This window comes from Brevundimonas sp. (assembly GCF_030704825.1).
Taxonomy (GTDB): domain Bacteria; phylum Pseudomonadota; class Alphaproteobacteria; order Caulobacterales; family Caulobacteraceae; genus Brevundimonas.
Genome location: NZ_JAUYNX010000014.1, coordinates 436,027 through 452,792, shown reverse-complemented (window position 1 = coordinate 452,792; position 16,766 = coordinate 436,027). Strand labels below are relative to the sequence as shown.

Below are 16,766 nucleotides of genomic sequence, written 5' to 3'. Positions count from 1 at the left end.
CCTACTCCGGAACGGCGAGACGGTCGGGCCAGCCGGCGGAGGCGTCCCACAGAATCCATGCATCGGCCGGCATGCCGGGCTTGAGCAGCCCGTCCGGATTTTCAGCCTCCAGAGTGACCCCGTAGACGGTCCGGCCCCGTTCGTCCTGCATGTGAATATCGCGGGGGGTGAACTGGGCCTGGGCGTCGACCCGGGCCACGCGCGCCGCGAAATCCCGGCCGGGAAAGGCGTCAACCCGCAGCCTGGCGGGAGCCCCCAGACGGACCTTGCCCAGGTCCGGCTCCCGAGCGAAGACACGCAGCCTCACCCGAGACAGATTGGCCAGCACCACCACGGGCTGGCCGGCGACGATCACTTCGCCGGGCTCGGCGAGACGCTCCAGCACCGCCCCCGATATCGGCGAGGCGATATGGGTCCTGACCAGCTGCGATCGGCCCAGGGCCAGGGTCTGGGACGCCGCCTCGGCCTGGGCGACGGCCTCGCCGCGACGCGCCTCAAGCAGGCTGATCTGATCCACGGCGGCCTGATGGGCGTTGCGGACAACGTCGAGGCGTTGGGCCGTGACATAGCCCTCACGCGCGAGCGCCTCATAGCGCGACAGATCCGCCCGGGCCGAAGCGGCGTGATGGCGGGCCAGATCGATCTGGCTGCTCACCTGGGCCACGGTCTGCCCGGCGGCGGCGCGCTGGGCGGCGGCGCGATTCATGAGCAGACGGGCGTCGGACGGGTCGATGGAGGCCAGCGGGGCTCCGGCCCGAACCGGGGCGCCTTCCAGGGCGTGGTTCTGCAGTAGACGGCCGGACAGCTCAAACGAGACACGCACCTCGTCGACCTCGATCCGCCCGCTGCCGTAGATGACCTGGGCCGGCGCCGGAGCGGTCTGCAGCCGCCAGAAGGCGACGGCGGAGCCGGCGGCGACCAGAATGAGGCCGACAGCGACCAGCACCGTCAGACGTCGCCCCTGAATCCTCACATCCTGCCTCCGGACGCGCTCGCCTGTTCGATGCGCTGATCCTGAAGACGCCGGGTGGAAGGATTGCTTACGCCCTCGGAAGCCGCCCGCGACGGCGGCTGTGCGCAAGGGGCAGCCGCGCTTCGAGCCGGGAGAGGAGATCCGGCGCCGAAGTCCCCCCAAGCTTCGTCGGACATGATCGCGCCAGCCGGGGGCCCCGCGGTGTGCGTCTCGATCCGGCCGCGCAGACAGGGCGCCAGTCCGCCCGGCCCCTTGGCGAAGACGCCGAATTAGCAGGTCGAGGCCCGCTGTTGGGAGCGACGATGAACGGCTTGCCACGACTGGATCCTTGATCGGACAATGACCTGATGGCCCAGGGTCTGACGCCGGCGACCGGCGGGTCTTACGACCGTCGGCCTTCCGCGTCGGTAATGATCGGTCGGGTGAGGCGTCAGACGGCGGACGGTGTTCAGAACGGAAGGGGCCTCGCATGACCTCCAATTCCCCCGGGATCGGCCGGGTCTTCACGCGGCGAGTTCTGGCTCATCTCCGCCTGGCCGGTGCTTCATCGCGCCCAACGCGAGGGCAGGCTGACGACGACCGGTCCGTGCAAATCCATCCGCCACCCGCAGTAGGCCGGCTTCGTGTTGATCATGATCGGCGTTCTGCTTCAGTGGCCGAGGCTGCTCACCCTGGCGATGTTTCCAGCGCTCGTTGTCCTGTACTGGCGCCTGGCCGTGGAGGAGGAGCGCGAAACCGCCGCCCGCTTCGGCCCGGCCTGGGCCGGATACCGGCGGGCGACGCCGGCGTTCCTCTCCCGACTCGGTCCCGTGTTCCGGCCCGCCCGGCCTGAAGTTTGATTTTCACCGGAGTTCTTCTTGATGCGCACCACCACCATCGACGTTTCCGGATTCCGCACCCCGCTGGATCCGCTCGTGATCGAGAAACACCTGCGGGGTCTGAAGGGCGTGCTGGACGCCGCCGCCAACTTCGGCTCGGCCACCGCCACGGTGCGCTACGACGAGGCCCGTCTCAGCCAGGCCGAACTGGAACAGGCCGTGCGGGACTGCGGCTTCCATTGCCGGGGCGAGGTCGTGCCCCGACACGTCTGCGTCCCGCATGAGGACGCCGTGGACGCCCGCGCCGCGCACCCCCGCCATCCGGCGGCCCCTGCCGCTCCCGACGATCATGCGGCTCGCCCCGGGCACGGCGCCGCAGCCGGTCCCGACGACATGGCCGAGATGGGGCACGGCCCCGGCATGGACATGCAGGCCATGGCCCGGGACATGCGCAACCGCTTCCTGATCGCGCTCGGCTTCACCGTTCCGATCTTCTTCCTCGCCCCGATGGGCATGGACTTCATGCGCGTGGCGCCGCCGTTCGGCCTGCCGCTGAAGCCCCTGCTGTTCGTTCTGGCCAGCGCCGCCATCCTCTACCCCGGCTGGCCCTTCTACATCGCCGCCGTCCGGGCGCTGCGTCGCGGCGTGCTCAATATGGCGGTGCTGGTCCTGCTCAGCGTCGGCACCGGCTATCTGTTCAGCGTCGGAGCGACCTTCCTCTACGACGCGCCGGACTTCTACGAGGCTTCGGCCCTGCTGCTGGTCTTCATTCTCATGGGGCACTGGCTCGAGATGCGGGCGCGGGCCGGCGCCTCGGACGCCATTCGCAGGCTGATGGACCTGGCGCCGCCCACCGCCCGGGTGCTGCGCGACGGCGTCGAGGTCGAGGTCCCGACCTCCGCCGTTCTGGTCGGCGACCGGGTGGTGGTGCGGCCGGGCGGCCGCATCCCCGTGGACGGCGTCATCGAGGACGGTGGATCGGAGGTCGACGAATCCATGCTCACCGGCGAATCCCTGCCGGTGATGAAGGGGGTCGGCGATGCCGTGACCGGCGGCGCCATCAACAAGACGGGGGCTTTCCGCTACCGCGCCACCCGGGTGGGCGCCGACACCGCCCTGGCCCAGATCGTCAAGCTGGTGCAGGAGGCGCAGAACTCCAAGGCCCCCGCCCAGCTGCTCGCCGACCGCGCCTCCCAGTGGCTGGTGCTGGCGGCCATCGTCATCGGCCTGCTCACCTTCGGAATCTGGTTCTGGGTCCTGGGCCAGACCCTGCTGTTCGCCCTGACCCTGACCATCACCGTCTTCGTCATCGCCTGCCCCGATGCGCTGGGCCTGGCCACGCCCATGGCCATCATGGTGGGCACCGGGCTGGGAGCCCGGCACGGCGTGCTGATCAAAAACGCCGCCGCCCTCGAGGATGCGGTCAAGCTGGATGTGATCGTGTTCGACAAGACCGGCACCCTGACCCTCGGCGCGCCGAAGGTCGTCCAGGTCACCCCGGCCGCCGGGGTGGACGAGACCGACCTGCTGATCACGGCCGCGGCCCTCGAGCGAGGGTCGGAACACCATATCGCCAAGGCCGTGCTGGAACGGGCGAAGGAGCTCCCCGAAGTGGCGGCGACCGGCTTCGAATCCTTCGGCGGCAAGGGGCTGCGGGCGACCGTGGACAGGCGCACCGTGCTGTCCGGCAACCGCATGCTGATGGCCGACAACGGCGTCGAGCTCGGCGAGCTGGCCGCGGAATCCGAACGGCTGCAGGGCGCCGGCCGCACCGTCGTCCACATCGCCCGCGACGGCCGCGTCATCGGCCTGATCGCGGTGGCCGACGCCGTGCGGCCGACCGCCGGGGCCACCATCCGCCGGCTGCAGGGCCTGGGCGTCAAGGTGGCCATGATCACCGGCGACAACCTCGGCACGGCGCGGCGCATCGCGGACGAACTGGGCATCGACATCGTGCTGGCCGAGGTCCTGCCCGGGGACAAGGCGCTCAAGATCAAGGAGCTCCAGGGCGAAGGCCACAGGGTCGGCATGGTCGGCGACGGCGTCAACGACGCCCCGGCCCTGACCCAGGCCGACGTCGGTTTCGCTATCGGGGCCGGGACCGACGTGGCCATCGAGAGCGCCGACGTGGTGCTGATGCGCAGCGATCCCGCCGACGTGGTCAAGGCCATCGAACTGTCACGCGCCACCCTGCGCAAGATGCATCAAAACCTGTGGTGGGCCGTCGGCTACAACGTCATCGCCTTCCCGCTGGCCGCGGGCGTGCTCTATCCCTTCACCCTCAGCCCCGAGATCGCCGCGCTGTCGATGTCCGGCAGTTCGGTGCTGGTGGCCGTCAACGCGCTGATGCTCAAACGGCTGCGGCTCGGCGCCGGCATGGGCGCCCGGCAGCCCGCTACGTCAGGGGCGGCGCCGATCTAGCTTCGCCAGTACCGCGTTGTCCCTGGTGACCGAGGCCCGCTGAGCGCCGCAGCGGACAGGGCGGCTCCTCCAGCCGGAGATGCTCCAGCGGTTCGGCGGACGGTGAGGTCGTCCGGGCGGAGCTGATCCGCCACACCGCCCGGCGCCGGTTTGGCTTGACGGGGAACCTCCTGCGGAAAGAGCAGGCGGGGCATCCGACGACATCGGCTGGTGGAAACCGGGTGAAGCGGATGTCTATACGCATCGCCGCTCCGTATCCCTCAACAAAACAGGAGTCGAAGGGAATCTTTTTAAGCACTTGATTCAGCACAAATCTAGACGTTGCTTACTCAGGAATCTTCCCTGACTTCATGCAAGGGACCAACCATGAGTTTACAGAGCCTCGTCACCGCTTCCAGCCGGGGAACACCGTCCACATACCCCCGGCTTGCCGCCTCCGCGACGCCGGCGGCTGAAATTCGCCGCCTCGTCGAGCGCCGTCTGCGCGAGGATCGTCCGACGCATTTGCGCTACCTCGTCAAACGGCTGCGCTCGCCCGAAGACGCCGAGGACGTCCTGCAGGAATTCGCTCTCAAGGTGACCCTGGCGGCGGGCCGGCTGACCGACTCTGGCAAGGTGGACGCCTGGCTCGGGATCGCGTTGCGCAACGCCCTGTTCGATCGTTACCGCCGAAACGCGGCTCGAGCCCGGTTGGCGAACGCCCTGGACGCCGAGCCCCGATATGACGAGGGGAACGGAACTGACGCCGACGTCCACCGCGCGCTGCACTGTCTCGCGCAGGCCCTCGCCGAGCTTCCGCCGGAAACCGCTCGCCTGCTGCGCAAGGCGGAAATGGAAGATGTCCCTTTGGCGGCGATCGCCGGCGAGATGCGACTGACCGCCAACAACGTCGGCGTGCGGGTGCACCGGGGCCGCGCCGCGCTGCGGCGGCAGATGCTGGCGCACTGCCAGGCCTGCCCGGAGCCCTGCGCCCTGGCGGCCGCGGCCACCGCCCGCGCGACGCGGGCCGGGACTTTGGAGCATCAGACATCGACTTCGATCCGGTCGCCATGCGACGCCGCATAGTCCAGGGCGTAATCCCGTTCGCCCGGGGTTTGCGAATGAACCGTGGCCAGGGCGTCGCCGGCCGTCCCTTTCATGCCAAGGCGGACGCGCATCGGCCCGTGCTGGCGGGCAAGCTGTTCATCTTCGCGCGCATGCTGGTCCTGGCGGCCGCAAATCGCGTCCACCTGGCCCCGGATCTCGCCAGCGCCCGTCACATTACCAAGGACTTCCGGCGCGGTCGGACGTCTGAAGCGCGACCTGGTGATGGAAACCCTGCTCGCTCTGGCGCTCCTCGTCGTGGTCGTGGTCGCGGTGGCGCCCTGGCTCCGGTCACGCCCATCACCATGGCGAAGTCGGCATGGCGGCTGGCGCGCGACTCCCTTGCCAGACGACCCCCGCCGGGCCCCGGCGCCCAGCCGCCGCCCGCCTGGCGCCGGTGGCGCTCACGCACCAATCTGACTAGGCTGGGACGGAGATGGAATCCTGAGGGGGCGGCGTGCCGGATCGACTTCAAGAGCTTATCGAGCAGTGGCGCGACGACCCTTCGGCGACTTATCAGACGTGGTTCCTGTGGGATGAACGGCTGAAGAATTTCCGGTCCATCCGCCGGGGCATCGGTCAGGTCGTCGAGGAGATCGAGGCGGGCCGGTTCGGCGTCGCCTATCGTGGCTCGTCGCTGGAGACCATCGTCCATTCGGTCGCCGAACAACGCCAGATATTCAGGGGCGCCGACCACGCGTTCCTGTGGAAGCCCAAGCTCCGGATTCCCGACATCTACGAGAACCCGCCCAACCAGCGCGCCTTTGGCCGTCTGCTGCATCACTGCAGCTGCTGTTCAACCGGCACCGAGATCCTGTCCGGCATCCGCACGATCGATCAGCTCAAGATCAAGGGCCTCGGGCCGGCCGTGGCCAACCTGATCTACTTCCTGCATCCCACGCACGCCCCGCCGTTCAACACCGCCATCGTCAATGGCTACAACGCAATCACCGGGTCGAAAGTGAAGCTGGGCAGTTGGGAGCACTATCTGGCCATGCGTGAGGGAATTCTGGAACTCAACGCCCGCTATCGCGACCTGCTGTCAAACGACCTGGGCGCCATCGCGGGCTTCCTGTTCGATGTCGGGTCAGGACGATACCCCGCTCCGCCCCTGGAAAGCGAAGATCTCTCTGACCGTGACTGGGATCGGCGGCTGGCTGAAGCCCGGGCTGAAGCGGTGAAGTTCGAGAAGACCGCGCTGCAGCAACGCGACACTGATCGCACCCACACCGAAGTTCAGGCATGGATCCGGGATCTGGGGCGAGCGCTCGGCTATCGCGTGTGGATCGCCGCCAATGACCGCAGCCGGCCTTATGACGGCGCGCGTCTCGGTGAGGGTTGTCTGGACCAGCTGCCCGCGGCGCTGGCGAACGGCGCGGGTGCAGAGTCGATCCGCCTCATCGACGTCCTCTGGCTGGAGGCCGGCGCGGATCGCGTGACAGCCGCCTTTGAGGTCGAACACTCCACCACGATATATTCTGGCGTCGTGCGCATGCTGGACCTCGCCCTGTCTGGCGAGCTCCATACGTCCGCAGGCCTGTTCCTGGTGGCGCCAGAGAGCCGCGAGGGCGATGTCCGCGCCCAGTTGCGGCGGCCCGCCTTCAGCCGGATCGCGGACCTTGACGTGCGCTACCTTCCCTATGGCGAACTGGAACGGCACCGGGCTTCAATCGCCCGCTTCGGGACCGACCTCCGGGCGCTGACCGAAATTTCGCACCGTCTGATCTAGATCGGCATAGGACCGACAAGGAGACCGCCGCGAAAAACGCCGACCTGGCCGAAGGCGAGCGGCAGGATGGCGATCTCAGGCGACGCCAACCAATGGTTGGGATGCCGAACCTGGCGTCGCTCACAATCGCGGGCCAGTAATCGCGCACGACACGAATGGGTCGGAACACATAGCGATGCGGTCGCCGTCACCCCCCGTCCTTCAACCGAGCTCGGCCTGTGTTTCCAGTGGCGCGCGAAGTCGCTTCGGCGACTACCTTCTCATGCTGAGCACATATGCGCGGCCAGAGAGCCGCGGCTTCGGGGCAGACGATGCCGAACACCCGCCGAAGACTGGCGACGTAAGCCTCTGCACCGTCGAGCAGGCGCACGGTTGTTCGCTGGCCTTGCAGCCGGCATAGGCCGCGCCCCAGAAGCAGCACTATGCCGCCGTCGAGGTGCCGCTGGCAAACAGCGTTGCGAAGGTGGGGCGAAGCGGAGGACGTCCGCATCCATTCCGACGCAGCGATCAGACGCGCGCGATCTACGGGCTCCAGGGTAAAGTCGTAGTAGGGGATGCTGGCATTCGCGTGATTGTGAAGCCGCCACCATTCTGAATCGAGAGGTTCGAGCCAGAAGTTCAGTTTTCCTTGTCGATGCAACCCAGAACGAAGTGGAATGGGCTCGCGCAGGCCATCGCCAAAGCCGACATCGGCCAAGTAGGGTTGGTCGAGATCAATACGAAGGAGCGGATGTACTCCCTCTTCGGAACGGTTCCATCGATCACGCTTGATGACGGCCGCCAAGGTTCTCACACGATATCCCGCCGCCTCGAGCGCACCCGCGAACAATGCGTTCATCTCGAAACACCAACCGCCTCGATTGCCCCTTACAAGCTTGTCAAAAGCTCTGTCACCATCAACGCTTAGCTCGCGACCGAGCAGCACATCGAGGTTTTCATAGGGGATAGTCCGCAGATGGGCGCGATGCATGCGCCGCAGGAATGCCAGGTCCGGCGCACAGCGTCGTGGAATGCCGATACGTTGCAAGTAGGCGTCGAGGTCCACGGGGCTGAAATCCTTTTATGTTTCGATCCGGAGGACCCAGACCAGCATCGGGAGAATGGTTAATGGGATCGCTGGGCCGGGCCCGCATCGACGCCGGGTCCGCCAGCGCCAGGGCAGGCGCGCTGCGGCCAGGCCAGAGTCAGGGTCCATGCTTCTCGACAATGGACAGCAGCTTTCAAGCGCTGCGCCGCTCTACCCCCCGATCGGTCAAGACGCGCTCCTCGATCCGCACCCGCCAGGCGATCAGCAGCGCGTTGAGCAGGCTGAACCCCACGACGACGCCGACCTGGCCGAAGGCGAGCGGCAGGACTGCGATCTCAAGCGACGCCACCCAATAGTTGGGGTGACGCACGAACCGGTAGGGTCCCGTCCTGACCAGAGGCGCGCCCGGCAGGCTGACGATGCGGGTGGTCCAGAACCGGCCCAGGGTGGCGATGACCCAGACGCGGGCGAGTTGCAGCAGCAGATACAGACCCAGCAGCCAGAGGTTCGGCGTAGTGTTCCAGGGCGTGAAGATAGCGATGGCCGCCAGCCAGCCGCCGTGCAGCAGGATGAACAACGGATAGTGGCCCGCGCCGATCTCCACGGCCCCGGCGGCTTTCAGGCGGCGGGTGTTGCGGGCCGCCAGCCACAGCTCGGCGAGCCGCTGGGCGACCACCAGGGCGAGGACGGCCGGCAGCCAGATCATGGATGGATCAGCATCACGGCGGTGGTGAACCCGGGCCCCAGGGTGGTCAGCAGCAGTGGGCCGGGCTCGTCGGCGTCCAGCGCCGCCTTCAGCACGAACAACACCGTGGCCGAGCTCATGTTGCCGTGGGCGCGCAGGGTCTCGCGAGTGTGGACCATCGCGCCGGCGGTCAGGGCGAAACAGTCCTCAAGCGCGTCGATGACCTTGGCCCCGCCGGGATGGCAGACGAAGCCGCCGACGTCGGCTGTGGTCAGTCCGTTCCGGGCCAGGAACGTCTCGGCGATGGGCTTGAAGTCGTCCTGAACCAGGCTGGGAATGTCGCGGCTGAACACGACCTTCAGCCCGTCGTCGGCCACGTCCCATCCCATGACGTCCAGGCTGTCGGGCCAGGTGTGCTCGTGCGACGCGCCGACGACCGGCCCGATCGCGTCTTCGCGACACGAAACGACGGCCGCCGCCGCCCCGTCCCCGAACAGGGCGGTGGCGACCAGATTGGATTTGGAACGGTCCTGAAAGCGGAACGTCAGGGCGCACAACTCGACCACCAGCAACAGCACCCGGCTGTCCGGCGCGGCGCGGGCCATGCCGGCGGCGCGGGCCAAGCCGATGACGCCGCCGGCGCACCCCAGGCCGAAGATCGGCAAGCGGCGCACATCGGGGCGGAACGGCATGACTTGCATCAGCCGCGCCTCCAGCGACGGCGTGGCGATGCCGGTGGAACAGACGGTGATGATGGTGTCGATCTGACCGGCCGTCAGACCGGCCTCGTCCAGGGCCTTCTGAGCCGACTCGGCCATCAGCGCCACCGCATGCTTCAGGAACAGGTCGTTGCGTTCGGAGAAGCTGTGCGGCTTCAGATACCAGTCGATCGGGACGCAGGAGTGCCGCGTCTCGATCAGGGCGTTGCGATAGATCGGCGCCAGGCGCTCAAAGCCGCCATGCGTGGTGGCGAACATCTCCGCGCCGTTGGCCGCCACCTCCTCCTGACGCAGGAGGTGCGCCGGCCAGGCGGTGGCGAGACTCGCCAGATGCGCTTCAGGCGACCGTCCGGCGTCGCCGCTCCCACGAGAGCAGTTCCCCGTCGGGGTTGGAGCCGAGGTCAAGGCGCCCGTTTTCGAGCCGCGCGCGCCGTCTTCACGTCCCTCGAAATCCGGATCCACAACAGGATGAACCCCGACACGACGATGCTCAGCGTCAAGGCCGTGGTGATGATGATCAGAGGGTGATTGAAATCCTCGCCGTCGTTCCAGTCCATGACGTGGAGACGCCAGAAGAAGTCGAAAATCCGCCAGACGCCCGAGCGGCGCGTCACCACCTCGCCGGTGGCGGGCGACAGGTAGAAGGAGGTCTTTTCGCGGTCTGCGAAGTCCACCCGCCAAAGCGGCCCGGTCCGTCCCGTCTCCTCTGGCGCCGTTGTCAGGAGAACGGCGCCCGAAACCCCCGCCTCACCCTTGTAGGCGCGCTTGGCGAAGGCCGAGACCTCGGCGGCGGACATCGGTCCGAACGGCCGACCTGTCGCGGCGGACACGATGACCGGCTCGCCCGCCGCCGGCTTCAGGGTCCAGGCCGGCCCCCTCGGCGTGGAATGAAGCTCCGCCTGGACGGGCGCGACGCCGGCCCGACGGGCGATCTCGCCGAGGGCCGGAAGCGCGCCGAGCTCCAGCGGACCCGGCTTGAGTTCGACCGCGCGATGTTCGCCGCGCACCGTCTCGATCGGGATGGCCGTCATCACCAGACCGCCGCCGACCCAGAACAGCACCTGAAGACCGACGACCAGCGCGATCCATTTGTGCAGCTGGGTGGAGAGCTTGAGAATCTTCATGCCCTAGCCGTGACGCGCGAACACACGCGTGCCGCCGCTCTTGAGGATCAACAAGGTCTCGTAAGGCTCCCGCCGGCCGTCGGGCGTCTCCATCCCGGGCGATCCCAGCGGCATCGCCGGCACCGCGAGACCCACGGCCTCCGGACGTTCAGCCAGGAGTCTGCGCACATCCTCCGCCGGCACATGACCTTCCAGCACATATCCGCCAATCAAGGCCGTATGGCAGGACGCCAAGGACTCGGGAACGCCTTGGGCGCGGCGGACCGAGCCGGGGTCGGTCACCTCGGTTATCCGCGCCTGAAACCCCGCCGCTGTCATGTGTTCGACCCATGCGCCGCAGCAGCCGCAGGTGGGCGATTTGTAGACGGCGAGGTCGGACGAAGGACGAGGGGTTTGAGCGCAGGCCGCTGCTGCCGAGGCGCTGACGCCGAGGATCAGAAGGGAGCGGCGCGAAAGCGACTTTATCATTGGCTCATTACTCTGGTGATCGGGAGGCCGGGCAACCCGTTTCCGCGTCTTCAGGTCGCCCGGCGCAAGGGCCGAGCCGAAGAGTGATAGATGGCGAACCTCCACTCGTCGCCCCGCTTGCGCAGGACGCTTGTGGCGACGCCGCGGCGCTCGATCGGTTCGCGCGCCGTGTCCTTGAAGGTGATGTGATAGGTATAGGTCTCGCTCACGAATGCGGTATCGCCGTCGATCTCCACTGTCATCTCGTGGTTGCGAAACTCGAAACCCGCCAGATCGGTAAACTCGGGTCCGAGATGGTGCTCGAGGTAATAGGCGAAAGTCCCCTCTACGCCGCCGTTCTCGAAAATCGCCGAGTCCTCCCAGAACAGAGCCGGGGTCTGTGACACGTCCATCCGGGTAATGGCGTCCTTGTAGGCGGCGACGACGGTTCGGACCTGCGCCTCGTCAGCGGCTTGCGCATGGCCGGGAGCGTGTGCCGAGCCTGGGGTGTGGGCCGAGCCGGGGGCGTGAGAGTGGGGCGCCTGGGTCTGGGCCTGGGCGGAGGTAGCGAGGACGGCGGCGAGCGCCGATCCGGCGAGTGCTGAACGAAACGACATGGATCAAAGCTCCTGGTTAGCCGCGGCCGCGAAAGCGTCCTGGTCCGGCGAAAGTGGATGGAAAACTATGGGGCGGGCGACGCGTGTCCTTGAGGCCGTCAGAACATAAGATGTCTCACGCCGTGGGTCAGCATCCCGCCCAGCAGGCCGTTGACCATCACGGCGGCGGCGGTGAGCGTCAACAGGCCGACGTAGATCAGCTCACGCCGGCGTCCCGGTCGGCGGACCCAATGCTCCTTCGCCCACCAGCTCAACAGGCCCAGAACGGCGATCGAGGTGCCGAGCCACCGGTGATAAGCGTGGGTCGCGTCGTCCTTGCCGGGGAGGCCCATGGCGAACCACCCCAGCGCCACCGCGGCGAGCGCAGAGATCGCGGCCAGGGCGATAATGACGCGGGCGCCCTGGGTCAGGACAGGCCGGCGGAGCGTCAGCGCGGCGATCTCGAGAAGGGCGGCGACGAGGAACAGCGCGATGGGGAAATGCACCGCGGCCGGATGCATGGCCCCGAGCCAGCGATACAGGCGCTCGGGCATGGGCTTGGGAGCCTCGTCCGCCATCATGGCTCCGTGGTCCATGTCCTGGGCCATGCCCGGCATGGCCATCACGCCGCCGTCCGGAACGGCGGCCGTCGGCGTGGCGACCTGGGCCCGAGCTGCTGCGGCCTTCTCGTGGGCCTCATGCGCGTACGCCGGCGCGCTGACTGAAAGCGCCAGCGCCAGGGCGAGCCCCGGCAGAAATTTGCGTATCGCCATTGTTCTCTCACATCCTGTGCCTTCTGCTAACTACGCATCCGGGAAGCCGTCCCCTCGATTGAGGGATTCCGCCCGTTTCGGCGTAGTAGGGATTAGGGGCGCTAGGAGAGTGTTCGATGACGCGTAATCTGGATGATCTTCTGAATCGATCGGCGGCCATGTCCGCCGGTCGGTCGCTCGACGGGCTCGAGCCGCTCGTCTGGCGCCGGGTCGACGCGCTTCGCGGCGAAAGGCTGACCGGGCAACTGCGCCTTGGCGCCGTCGCCATGGCCCTGGTCACCGGCCTGACCGTGGGCGGCGTCGGCGCGGTCGCCGCTCCCCGACCGCGTGGGGATATGGCCATCTTCACGGTCGATGCGGGTCTGTCGCCCCTGGTGCGTCTGGAAGCCGGCCGGTGATGCGCGGCTGGCGGGCGATCGCACTGACCGCCGTGCTGGCGGCTGTCGCCAGCGGCGCGGGCACCTGGATCAGCGCCAGTTGGGTGCTCAGCCGGCGCGAACCGCCGTCCCTGCACGACATCGTCCACCATGACTTGAAGCTCTCGCCTGATCAGCTGACCCGTATCGAGGCCGTCGAAGCCCGGTTCGCCGCCCGCCGGCCCGCGCTCGAAGCCGACATCCGCGCGGCGAATCTGGAACTGGCGCGCGCCATCCAACAGAGTGATGGCGACGGACCCCAGGTCCAGGCCGCGGTGGACCACTTTCACGTCGCGATGGGCGCCCTGCAGAAGGAGACCATCACCCACGTCTTCGAGATGCGGTCCGTGCTGACGCCGGCCCAGGCGGAGGTCTTCGACGACCGCATCGTCGCGGCTCTTACGCCCAACGAAGACTAGCGGTCCGGGTGGAGAGTTCAGCGGACCTGTCAGCCCGCGCCGCCGGGGGCGACCGGGCGGCCTTCAGCGAATTGATGCGGCAGACCAAGACGGCTCTGTTCCGCTTCATCCGGCGCTATGTCGGCGACGAGCAGGAGGCATGGGATCTGTTGCAGGAGACCTATGCGGCGGCCTGGATCAACATTCGCCGTTACGATCCGACGCGCCCCTTCGAGGCCTGGATCCGGACCATCGCGCTCAACAAATGCCGGGACTGGAGCCGCCGCGGTCTTGTCCGACGGCTCATCCGGGGCGGCGTCGATCTCTCGTCGCCGGAAGCCATGTCCGTGCCGGACGGGGCCGAGTCGGCGGATGAACGGATGGAGGCCCGCGACCGGCTCGCCCGGCTGAACGAGGCGATGAGCCGTTTGCCCCCTCACCTCAAGGCGCCGCTCCTGCTCACCACGATCGAGGGACGCAGTCAGGCGGAAACGGCCGGACTGCTTGGCGTCTCTACAAAGACGGTAGAGACCCGCGTGGCGCGCGCCCGTCGCAAATTGTCTGAGGCCCTGGACGGCACGGCCGCCTTTCGGGCCGTTCCGGACTGAAGGCTTCCGGCCGTTCGTCTATGCTCGCTGATCGCTGCATTCCTACGGGAGCCAGGGCCGGTCGATCCATATCGGGCGAGGGCTGCGGCTCGCGCCCGCGTACTCCATTATGAAGGCGTCGCTCACTCTCGCTCGACGGCCGCCCATTTCTTCAGGAGCTTGCCACATGAGACTCTCGATCCTCGCCGCCGCTGCGGCGTTCACCCTGGGCGCCTGTCAGCCGGCCGCCGAACCTCAGCCAGTCGAGGCCCAGCCGGCGCCGGACGCCTCGGCAGCGACGCCGATGGACGCCGCGCCGGTGGTTGCGCCCGAGCCGACACCGCAGCCGCAGGCCGCCGCGCCAGCGCCCGCCACGGCCCCGCGGGCCTCGACACCGCAAGCCCCGGCGGCCCGGCCCGCGCCGGCTCCCGCTCCGACGCCGCCGCCCGCCGATCCGATGGCCGGCCATGACATGTCGAAGATGGACGGCATGACCATGCCGCCCAAACAATAGTTCGCGTAAGCATCAGGAGCTTTCTCATGAACCGTTCAATCTTCGCCAGCCTCGCCGCCGTGGCGGCGCTGGCTCCCGTCTCACTCGCCCACGCCCAGAGTCATTCGCACGCCGGCGTGTCAGCCCAGGAACACGCCGCCGTGCAGGCGCCTGCCAACGGCGTCGTCACCGCGCCGGCGGACAACGCCATGCTGGCCGCCGCCCCGACGGCGTTTTCGGCGACATTTCCGCACGCCATGACCCTGACGTCGCTCAGGCTGACGGGCGCCGCGGGCCAGCCGGTCGATGTGGTGGTGTCATCCGAGGCGCCGCCGGCCACAACCGTCACCGCGCCTCTGCCCACGCTTGCGCCGGGATCCTATTCCGCCGCCTGGGCCGCGAAGGGCGCCGACGGCCATCAGATGAACGGCGTCGTCCGTTTCATGGTTCACTGAGGAGTCGGCCTCCCGCCCCCTTGGGGGGCCGACGCCTGATGTGGAGGAACGCCGCGCAACCTGCTGCGCGGCGTTTTTCGTCGTGGATGGGCTTCCGTCGCCTCCCGGTCCGGGCGCCGGAGGTCACCCTCCGCCGTGAGCATTGTCGGCTCCGGGCGGTCGCAACCCGGCGCGATCACTCGCTCCAAGGCGGCCTCGCCGCTCCGGGGAGATGGGTCGCCAGGCTCGCCAGGGTCCGGACCACGACGTGGGCGTCCCCTGAACCGCGTCCAACAGCTTCGCCAGCCTCCGGATCGTACAGAATTGTGAAACAGCCCAGCGCCATGGCCGGGCGAATGTCCCATACCAGACTGTCGCCGACGACGCAGACCTCTGCCGGTTCGACGGCCAGGGCGGCGAACATTCGCCTGAACGCTGCGGGATCGGGCTTCCCCACGCCGACCTCGCCTTCAATCTGGATGTGGTGGAAATGCGAAGCCAGGCCGAAACGCTCGATCTTGGCGCGCTGCAGGGGACCGGCGCCGTTGGTGAGAAGCGCCAGCCGGTATCCGGCATCCCGCAGATGGACCAACACGGCGTCCGCCCCGGGTTCGAGCCGCATCTGCCGGTCGCGATGAAGGCTGAAGGCGTCGGCGAGGCGTTCGGCGATTTCCGGAGAGGGCGTCGCACATCCGTCGCGCCGCAGGGCCTCAAAGGCCTTGGCCGCGATGATGCGCCTGGCCTGCCTCGGGGCTCCGCGGCCGATGGCGTGGCTTTCCGGATCGCTCCAGAAAGCCCGCCCCGCCTCCGTCAGGGCCCGCGCCGCATGGTCCGGAGCCAGGTCGCCAAGCTCGGTCTGGTACAACTGACAGACCCTACGCCACGCCAGGTCCGGGCGGCGATAGGCTGAGATCAAGGTGTCATCCAGATCGATAGCGACGGCCCGGGTTCGCCGAGTCGCTGTCATTGGACCCCACCCGGCCGGACACCAGCGTGCGCAAGACACTGGCTATAGTGGCGCACTGACCCACGCGAGGGCATCCTCATGCCCCCCCGCTGGTTGACTGCGCGGGCCCGGCGCCAAGATGAACCCGCCAGCCTTCGCTAGAACCAGGCCCGAATGCCGACGACCAGTCGGGTGTCTTCCGCGCTTCGCCCGTCAGCTTCCAGAAAGTCCGCCGTATTGCCGAAGCTCCTGGTCCATTCCACGCCGACGTAGGGCGCGAACTCCTTGCGGAATTCGTACCGCAGCCGGGCCCCAACCTGGAGCGAGGACAGGCCAGATCCGATACGGAGCTCGGGGATGTCCTCCGCCGACAGCACCACCTCGGCCCGGGGCTGGACGATCCAGCGATTGGTGATGCGCTGATCGTATTCGGCCTCTCCCCGCGCTGTCAGTTCGCCCTTGTTGGACAGGAAGACAGCTCCATCGACCTCGAACCAGTAGGGCGCCAGCCCCTGAATGCCGACGACGAGATCTGTCCGGTCGCCTTCGGGCCGGTAGGTCTGCCGCAGGCCGGTCTGGAAGTCGAAGAAGGGTCGGAACGCCCGGCTGTAGAGGGCTTGGATCTCGGCCTCCTCGACCTCGCCGCCAAAAGCGCCCTCCCCTTCCGACTTCCACCAGAAGCGATTGATGTCGCCGCCGCTCCAGCCCTGGGCATTCCAGGCGTAGCCTTCCTCGTCGTCCCCGAAGGTCGCTTCCAGCTGGTCGAGGATGACCGCCGTCGTGCGGACGTTTCCATGCTCGACTCGGAGCTGGGCGCGGGCCGCCGCCATTTCGGCGGGGTCGAACAGCAGGTCGGCGGCGTTGGTCGGCCCACTTGTCGCGCCCGCCGGAGCCGGGGTTTCCGGCGGACGTCCCGGATTGTCCGCGCTGGTCGGGACGTCAGGCGGCATGGCCATTGCGGACATGTCGTAGCCCGCCGGCGTCTGGCCCATGGTCGACATGTCATGACCCGCCGGCATTGCTGGAGCGGGAGTCTGGCCCATCGTCGACATATCGTGACCTGCGGGCATCGCCAGCGCGGGCTGGGTTTGACCCAT

The 16,766-nt window shown here is 68.0% G+C and carries 20 protein-coding genes; 9 read left to right on the top strand and 11 right to left on the bottom strand.

Features of this window, described 5'->3' with window-relative positions; translation table 11 throughout:
* Position 1: 1 nt before the first annotated feature.
* Complete coding sequence (locus tag Q8Q71_RS07595; protein ID WP_292072298.1) at positions 2-973, bottom strand: HlyD family secretion protein; 972 nt, start codon at positions 971-973, stop codon at positions 2-4.
* A 632-nt stretch (positions 974-1,605) separates the two neighbouring features.
* Between Q8Q71_RS07595 and Q8Q71_RS07590 the strand changes: the two genes are divergently transcribed.
* The 3 genes from Q8Q71_RS07590 to Q8Q71_RS07580 all read left to right on the top strand — a co-directional run bounded on the left by Q8Q71_RS07590 (position 1,606) and on the right by Q8Q71_RS07580 (position 5,277).
* Positions 1,606-1,812, top strand: coding sequence for an isoprenylcysteine carboxylmethyltransferase family protein (locus Q8Q71_RS07590; RefSeq protein WP_305758988.1), 207 nt, complete (start codon positions 1,606-1,608; stop codon positions 1,810-1,812).
* Between the two features lie 21 nt (positions 1,813-1,833).
* A complete protein-coding gene (locus Q8Q71_RS07585; RefSeq protein WP_154725698.1) occupies positions 1,834-4,212 on the top strand; it encodes a cation-translocating P-type ATPase in 2,379 nt (792 codons plus the stop codon).
* A 366-nt stretch (positions 4,213-4,578) separates the two neighbouring features.
* The gene (locus Q8Q71_RS07580) at positions 4,579-5,277 is read left to right on the top strand and encodes an RNA polymerase sigma factor (RefSeq protein WP_305758987.1); all 699 of its coding nucleotides are present in this window, start codon (positions 4,579-4,581) and stop codon (positions 5,275-5,277) included.
* On the opposite strand, the gene Q8Q71_RS07575 is transcribed toward Q8Q71_RS07580, so the two are convergent.
* Entirely contained in the window at positions 5,235-5,471 is a 237-nt protein-coding gene (locus Q8Q71_RS07575; protein ID WP_154725696.1) for a hypothetical protein, read from the bottom strand. The genes Q8Q71_RS07580 and Q8Q71_RS07575 overlap by 43 nt on opposite strands.
* A gap of 281 nt (positions 5,472-5,752) precedes the next feature.
* Between Q8Q71_RS07575 and Q8Q71_RS07570 the strand changes: the two genes are divergently transcribed.
* Positions 5,753-7,024, top strand: a complete 1,272-nt coding sequence (locus Q8Q71_RS07570) for a type II restriction endonuclease (protein WP_305758986.1) — start codon at positions 5,753-5,755, stop codon at positions 7,022-7,024.
* Positions 7,025-7,211: 187 nt separating this feature from the next.
* Here Q8Q71_RS07570 and Q8Q71_RS07565 read toward each other — a convergent pair whose 3' ends face one another.
* The 7 genes from Q8Q71_RS07565 to Q8Q71_RS07535 form a co-directional block, all read right to left on the bottom strand.
* Positions 7,212-8,069, bottom strand: a complete 858-nt coding sequence (locus tag Q8Q71_RS07565; protein ID WP_154725694.1) for an arylamine N-acetyltransferase — start codon at positions 8,067-8,069, stop codon at positions 7,212-7,214.
* A gap of 175 nt (positions 8,070-8,244) precedes the next feature.
* Positions 8,245-8,757, bottom strand: coding sequence for an isoprenylcysteine carboxyl methyltransferase family protein (locus tag Q8Q71_RS07560; RefSeq protein WP_154725693.1), 513 nt, complete (start codon positions 8,755-8,757; stop codon positions 8,245-8,247).
* Positions 8,754-9,860 carry a type III polyketide synthase gene (locus Q8Q71_RS07555; RefSeq protein ID WP_305758985.1) on the bottom strand — a complete coding sequence of 369 codons (1,107 nt, stop codon included), beginning with the start codon at positions 9,858-9,860 and terminating at the stop codon, positions 8,754-8,756. Before Q8Q71_RS07555 ends, Q8Q71_RS07560 begins: the two co-directional genes overlap by 4 nt.
* Positions 9,857-10,579 carry a PepSY domain-containing protein gene (locus tag Q8Q71_RS07550; RefSeq protein ID WP_154725691.1) on the bottom strand — a complete coding sequence of 241 codons (723 nt, stop codon included), beginning with the start codon at positions 10,577-10,579 and terminating at the stop codon, positions 9,857-9,859. Before Q8Q71_RS07550 ends, Q8Q71_RS07555 begins: the two co-directional genes overlap by 4 nt.
* Before the next feature lie 3 nt (positions 10,580-10,582).
* Entirely contained in the window at positions 10,583-10,861 is a 279-nt protein-coding gene (locus Q8Q71_RS17230; protein WP_325740787.1) for a DUF411 domain-containing protein, read from the bottom strand.
* Positions 10,862-11,097: 236 nt separating this feature from the next.
* Positions 11,098-11,643, bottom strand: a complete 546-nt coding sequence (locus Q8Q71_RS07540; RefSeq protein ID WP_154725689.1) for a nuclear transport factor 2 family protein — start codon at positions 11,641-11,643, stop codon at positions 11,098-11,100.
* Positions 11,644-11,741: 98 nt separating this feature from the next.
* Positions 11,742-12,395: a DUF2231 domain-containing protein gene (locus Q8Q71_RS07535; protein WP_305758984.1), complete on the bottom strand. Its 654-nt coding sequence runs from the start codon at positions 12,393-12,395 to the stop codon at positions 11,742-11,744.
* Positions 12,396-12,511: 116 nt separating this feature from the next.
* On the opposite strand from Q8Q71_RS07535, the gene Q8Q71_RS07530 reads away from it, so the two are divergent.
* From Q8Q71_RS07530 to Q8Q71_RS07510, 5 genes are all read left to right on the top strand, one after another.
* On the top strand, positions 12,512-12,793 hold the full coding sequence (locus Q8Q71_RS07530; protein ID WP_230307559.1) for a hypothetical protein: 282 nt from the start codon (positions 12,512-12,514) through the stop codon (positions 12,791-12,793).
* Positions 12,793-13,230, top strand: coding sequence for a Spy/CpxP family protein refolding chaperone (locus Q8Q71_RS07525; RefSeq protein WP_371315940.1), 438 nt, complete (start codon positions 12,793-12,795; stop codon positions 13,228-13,230). Before Q8Q71_RS07530 ends, Q8Q71_RS07525 begins: the two co-directional genes overlap by 1 nt.
* 8 nt (positions 13,231-13,238) lie before the next feature.
* Complete coding sequence (locus tag Q8Q71_RS07520) at positions 13,239-13,817, top strand: RNA polymerase sigma factor (protein ID WP_230307558.1); 579 nt, start codon at positions 13,239-13,241, stop codon at positions 13,815-13,817.
* Between the two features lie 166 nt (positions 13,818-13,983).
* Entirely contained in the window at positions 13,984-14,310 is a 327-nt protein-coding gene (locus tag Q8Q71_RS07515; protein ID WP_154725686.1) for a hypothetical protein, read from the top strand.
* A 26-nt stretch (positions 14,311-14,336) separates the two neighbouring features.
* Positions 14,337-14,744, top strand: coding sequence for a copper resistance CopC family protein (locus tag Q8Q71_RS07510; RefSeq protein WP_303694479.1), 408 nt, complete (start codon positions 14,337-14,339; stop codon positions 14,742-14,744).
* Positions 14,745-14,919: 175 nt separating this feature from the next.
* On the opposite strand, the gene Q8Q71_RS07505 is transcribed toward Q8Q71_RS07510, so the two are convergent.
* On the bottom strand, positions 14,920-15,690 hold the full coding sequence (locus Q8Q71_RS07505; RefSeq protein ID WP_303694478.1) for an HAD family hydrolase: 771 nt from the start codon (positions 15,688-15,690) through the stop codon (positions 14,920-14,922).
* A 137-nt stretch (positions 15,691-15,827) separates the two neighbouring features.
* Positions 15,828-16,712 (bottom strand): copper resistance protein B, encoded by an 885-nt coding sequence (locus Q8Q71_RS07500; RefSeq protein ID WP_305758983.1) that lies wholly within the window; start codon positions 16,710-16,712, stop codon positions 15,828-15,830.
* Positions 16,713-16,766 lie beyond the last annotated feature (54 nt).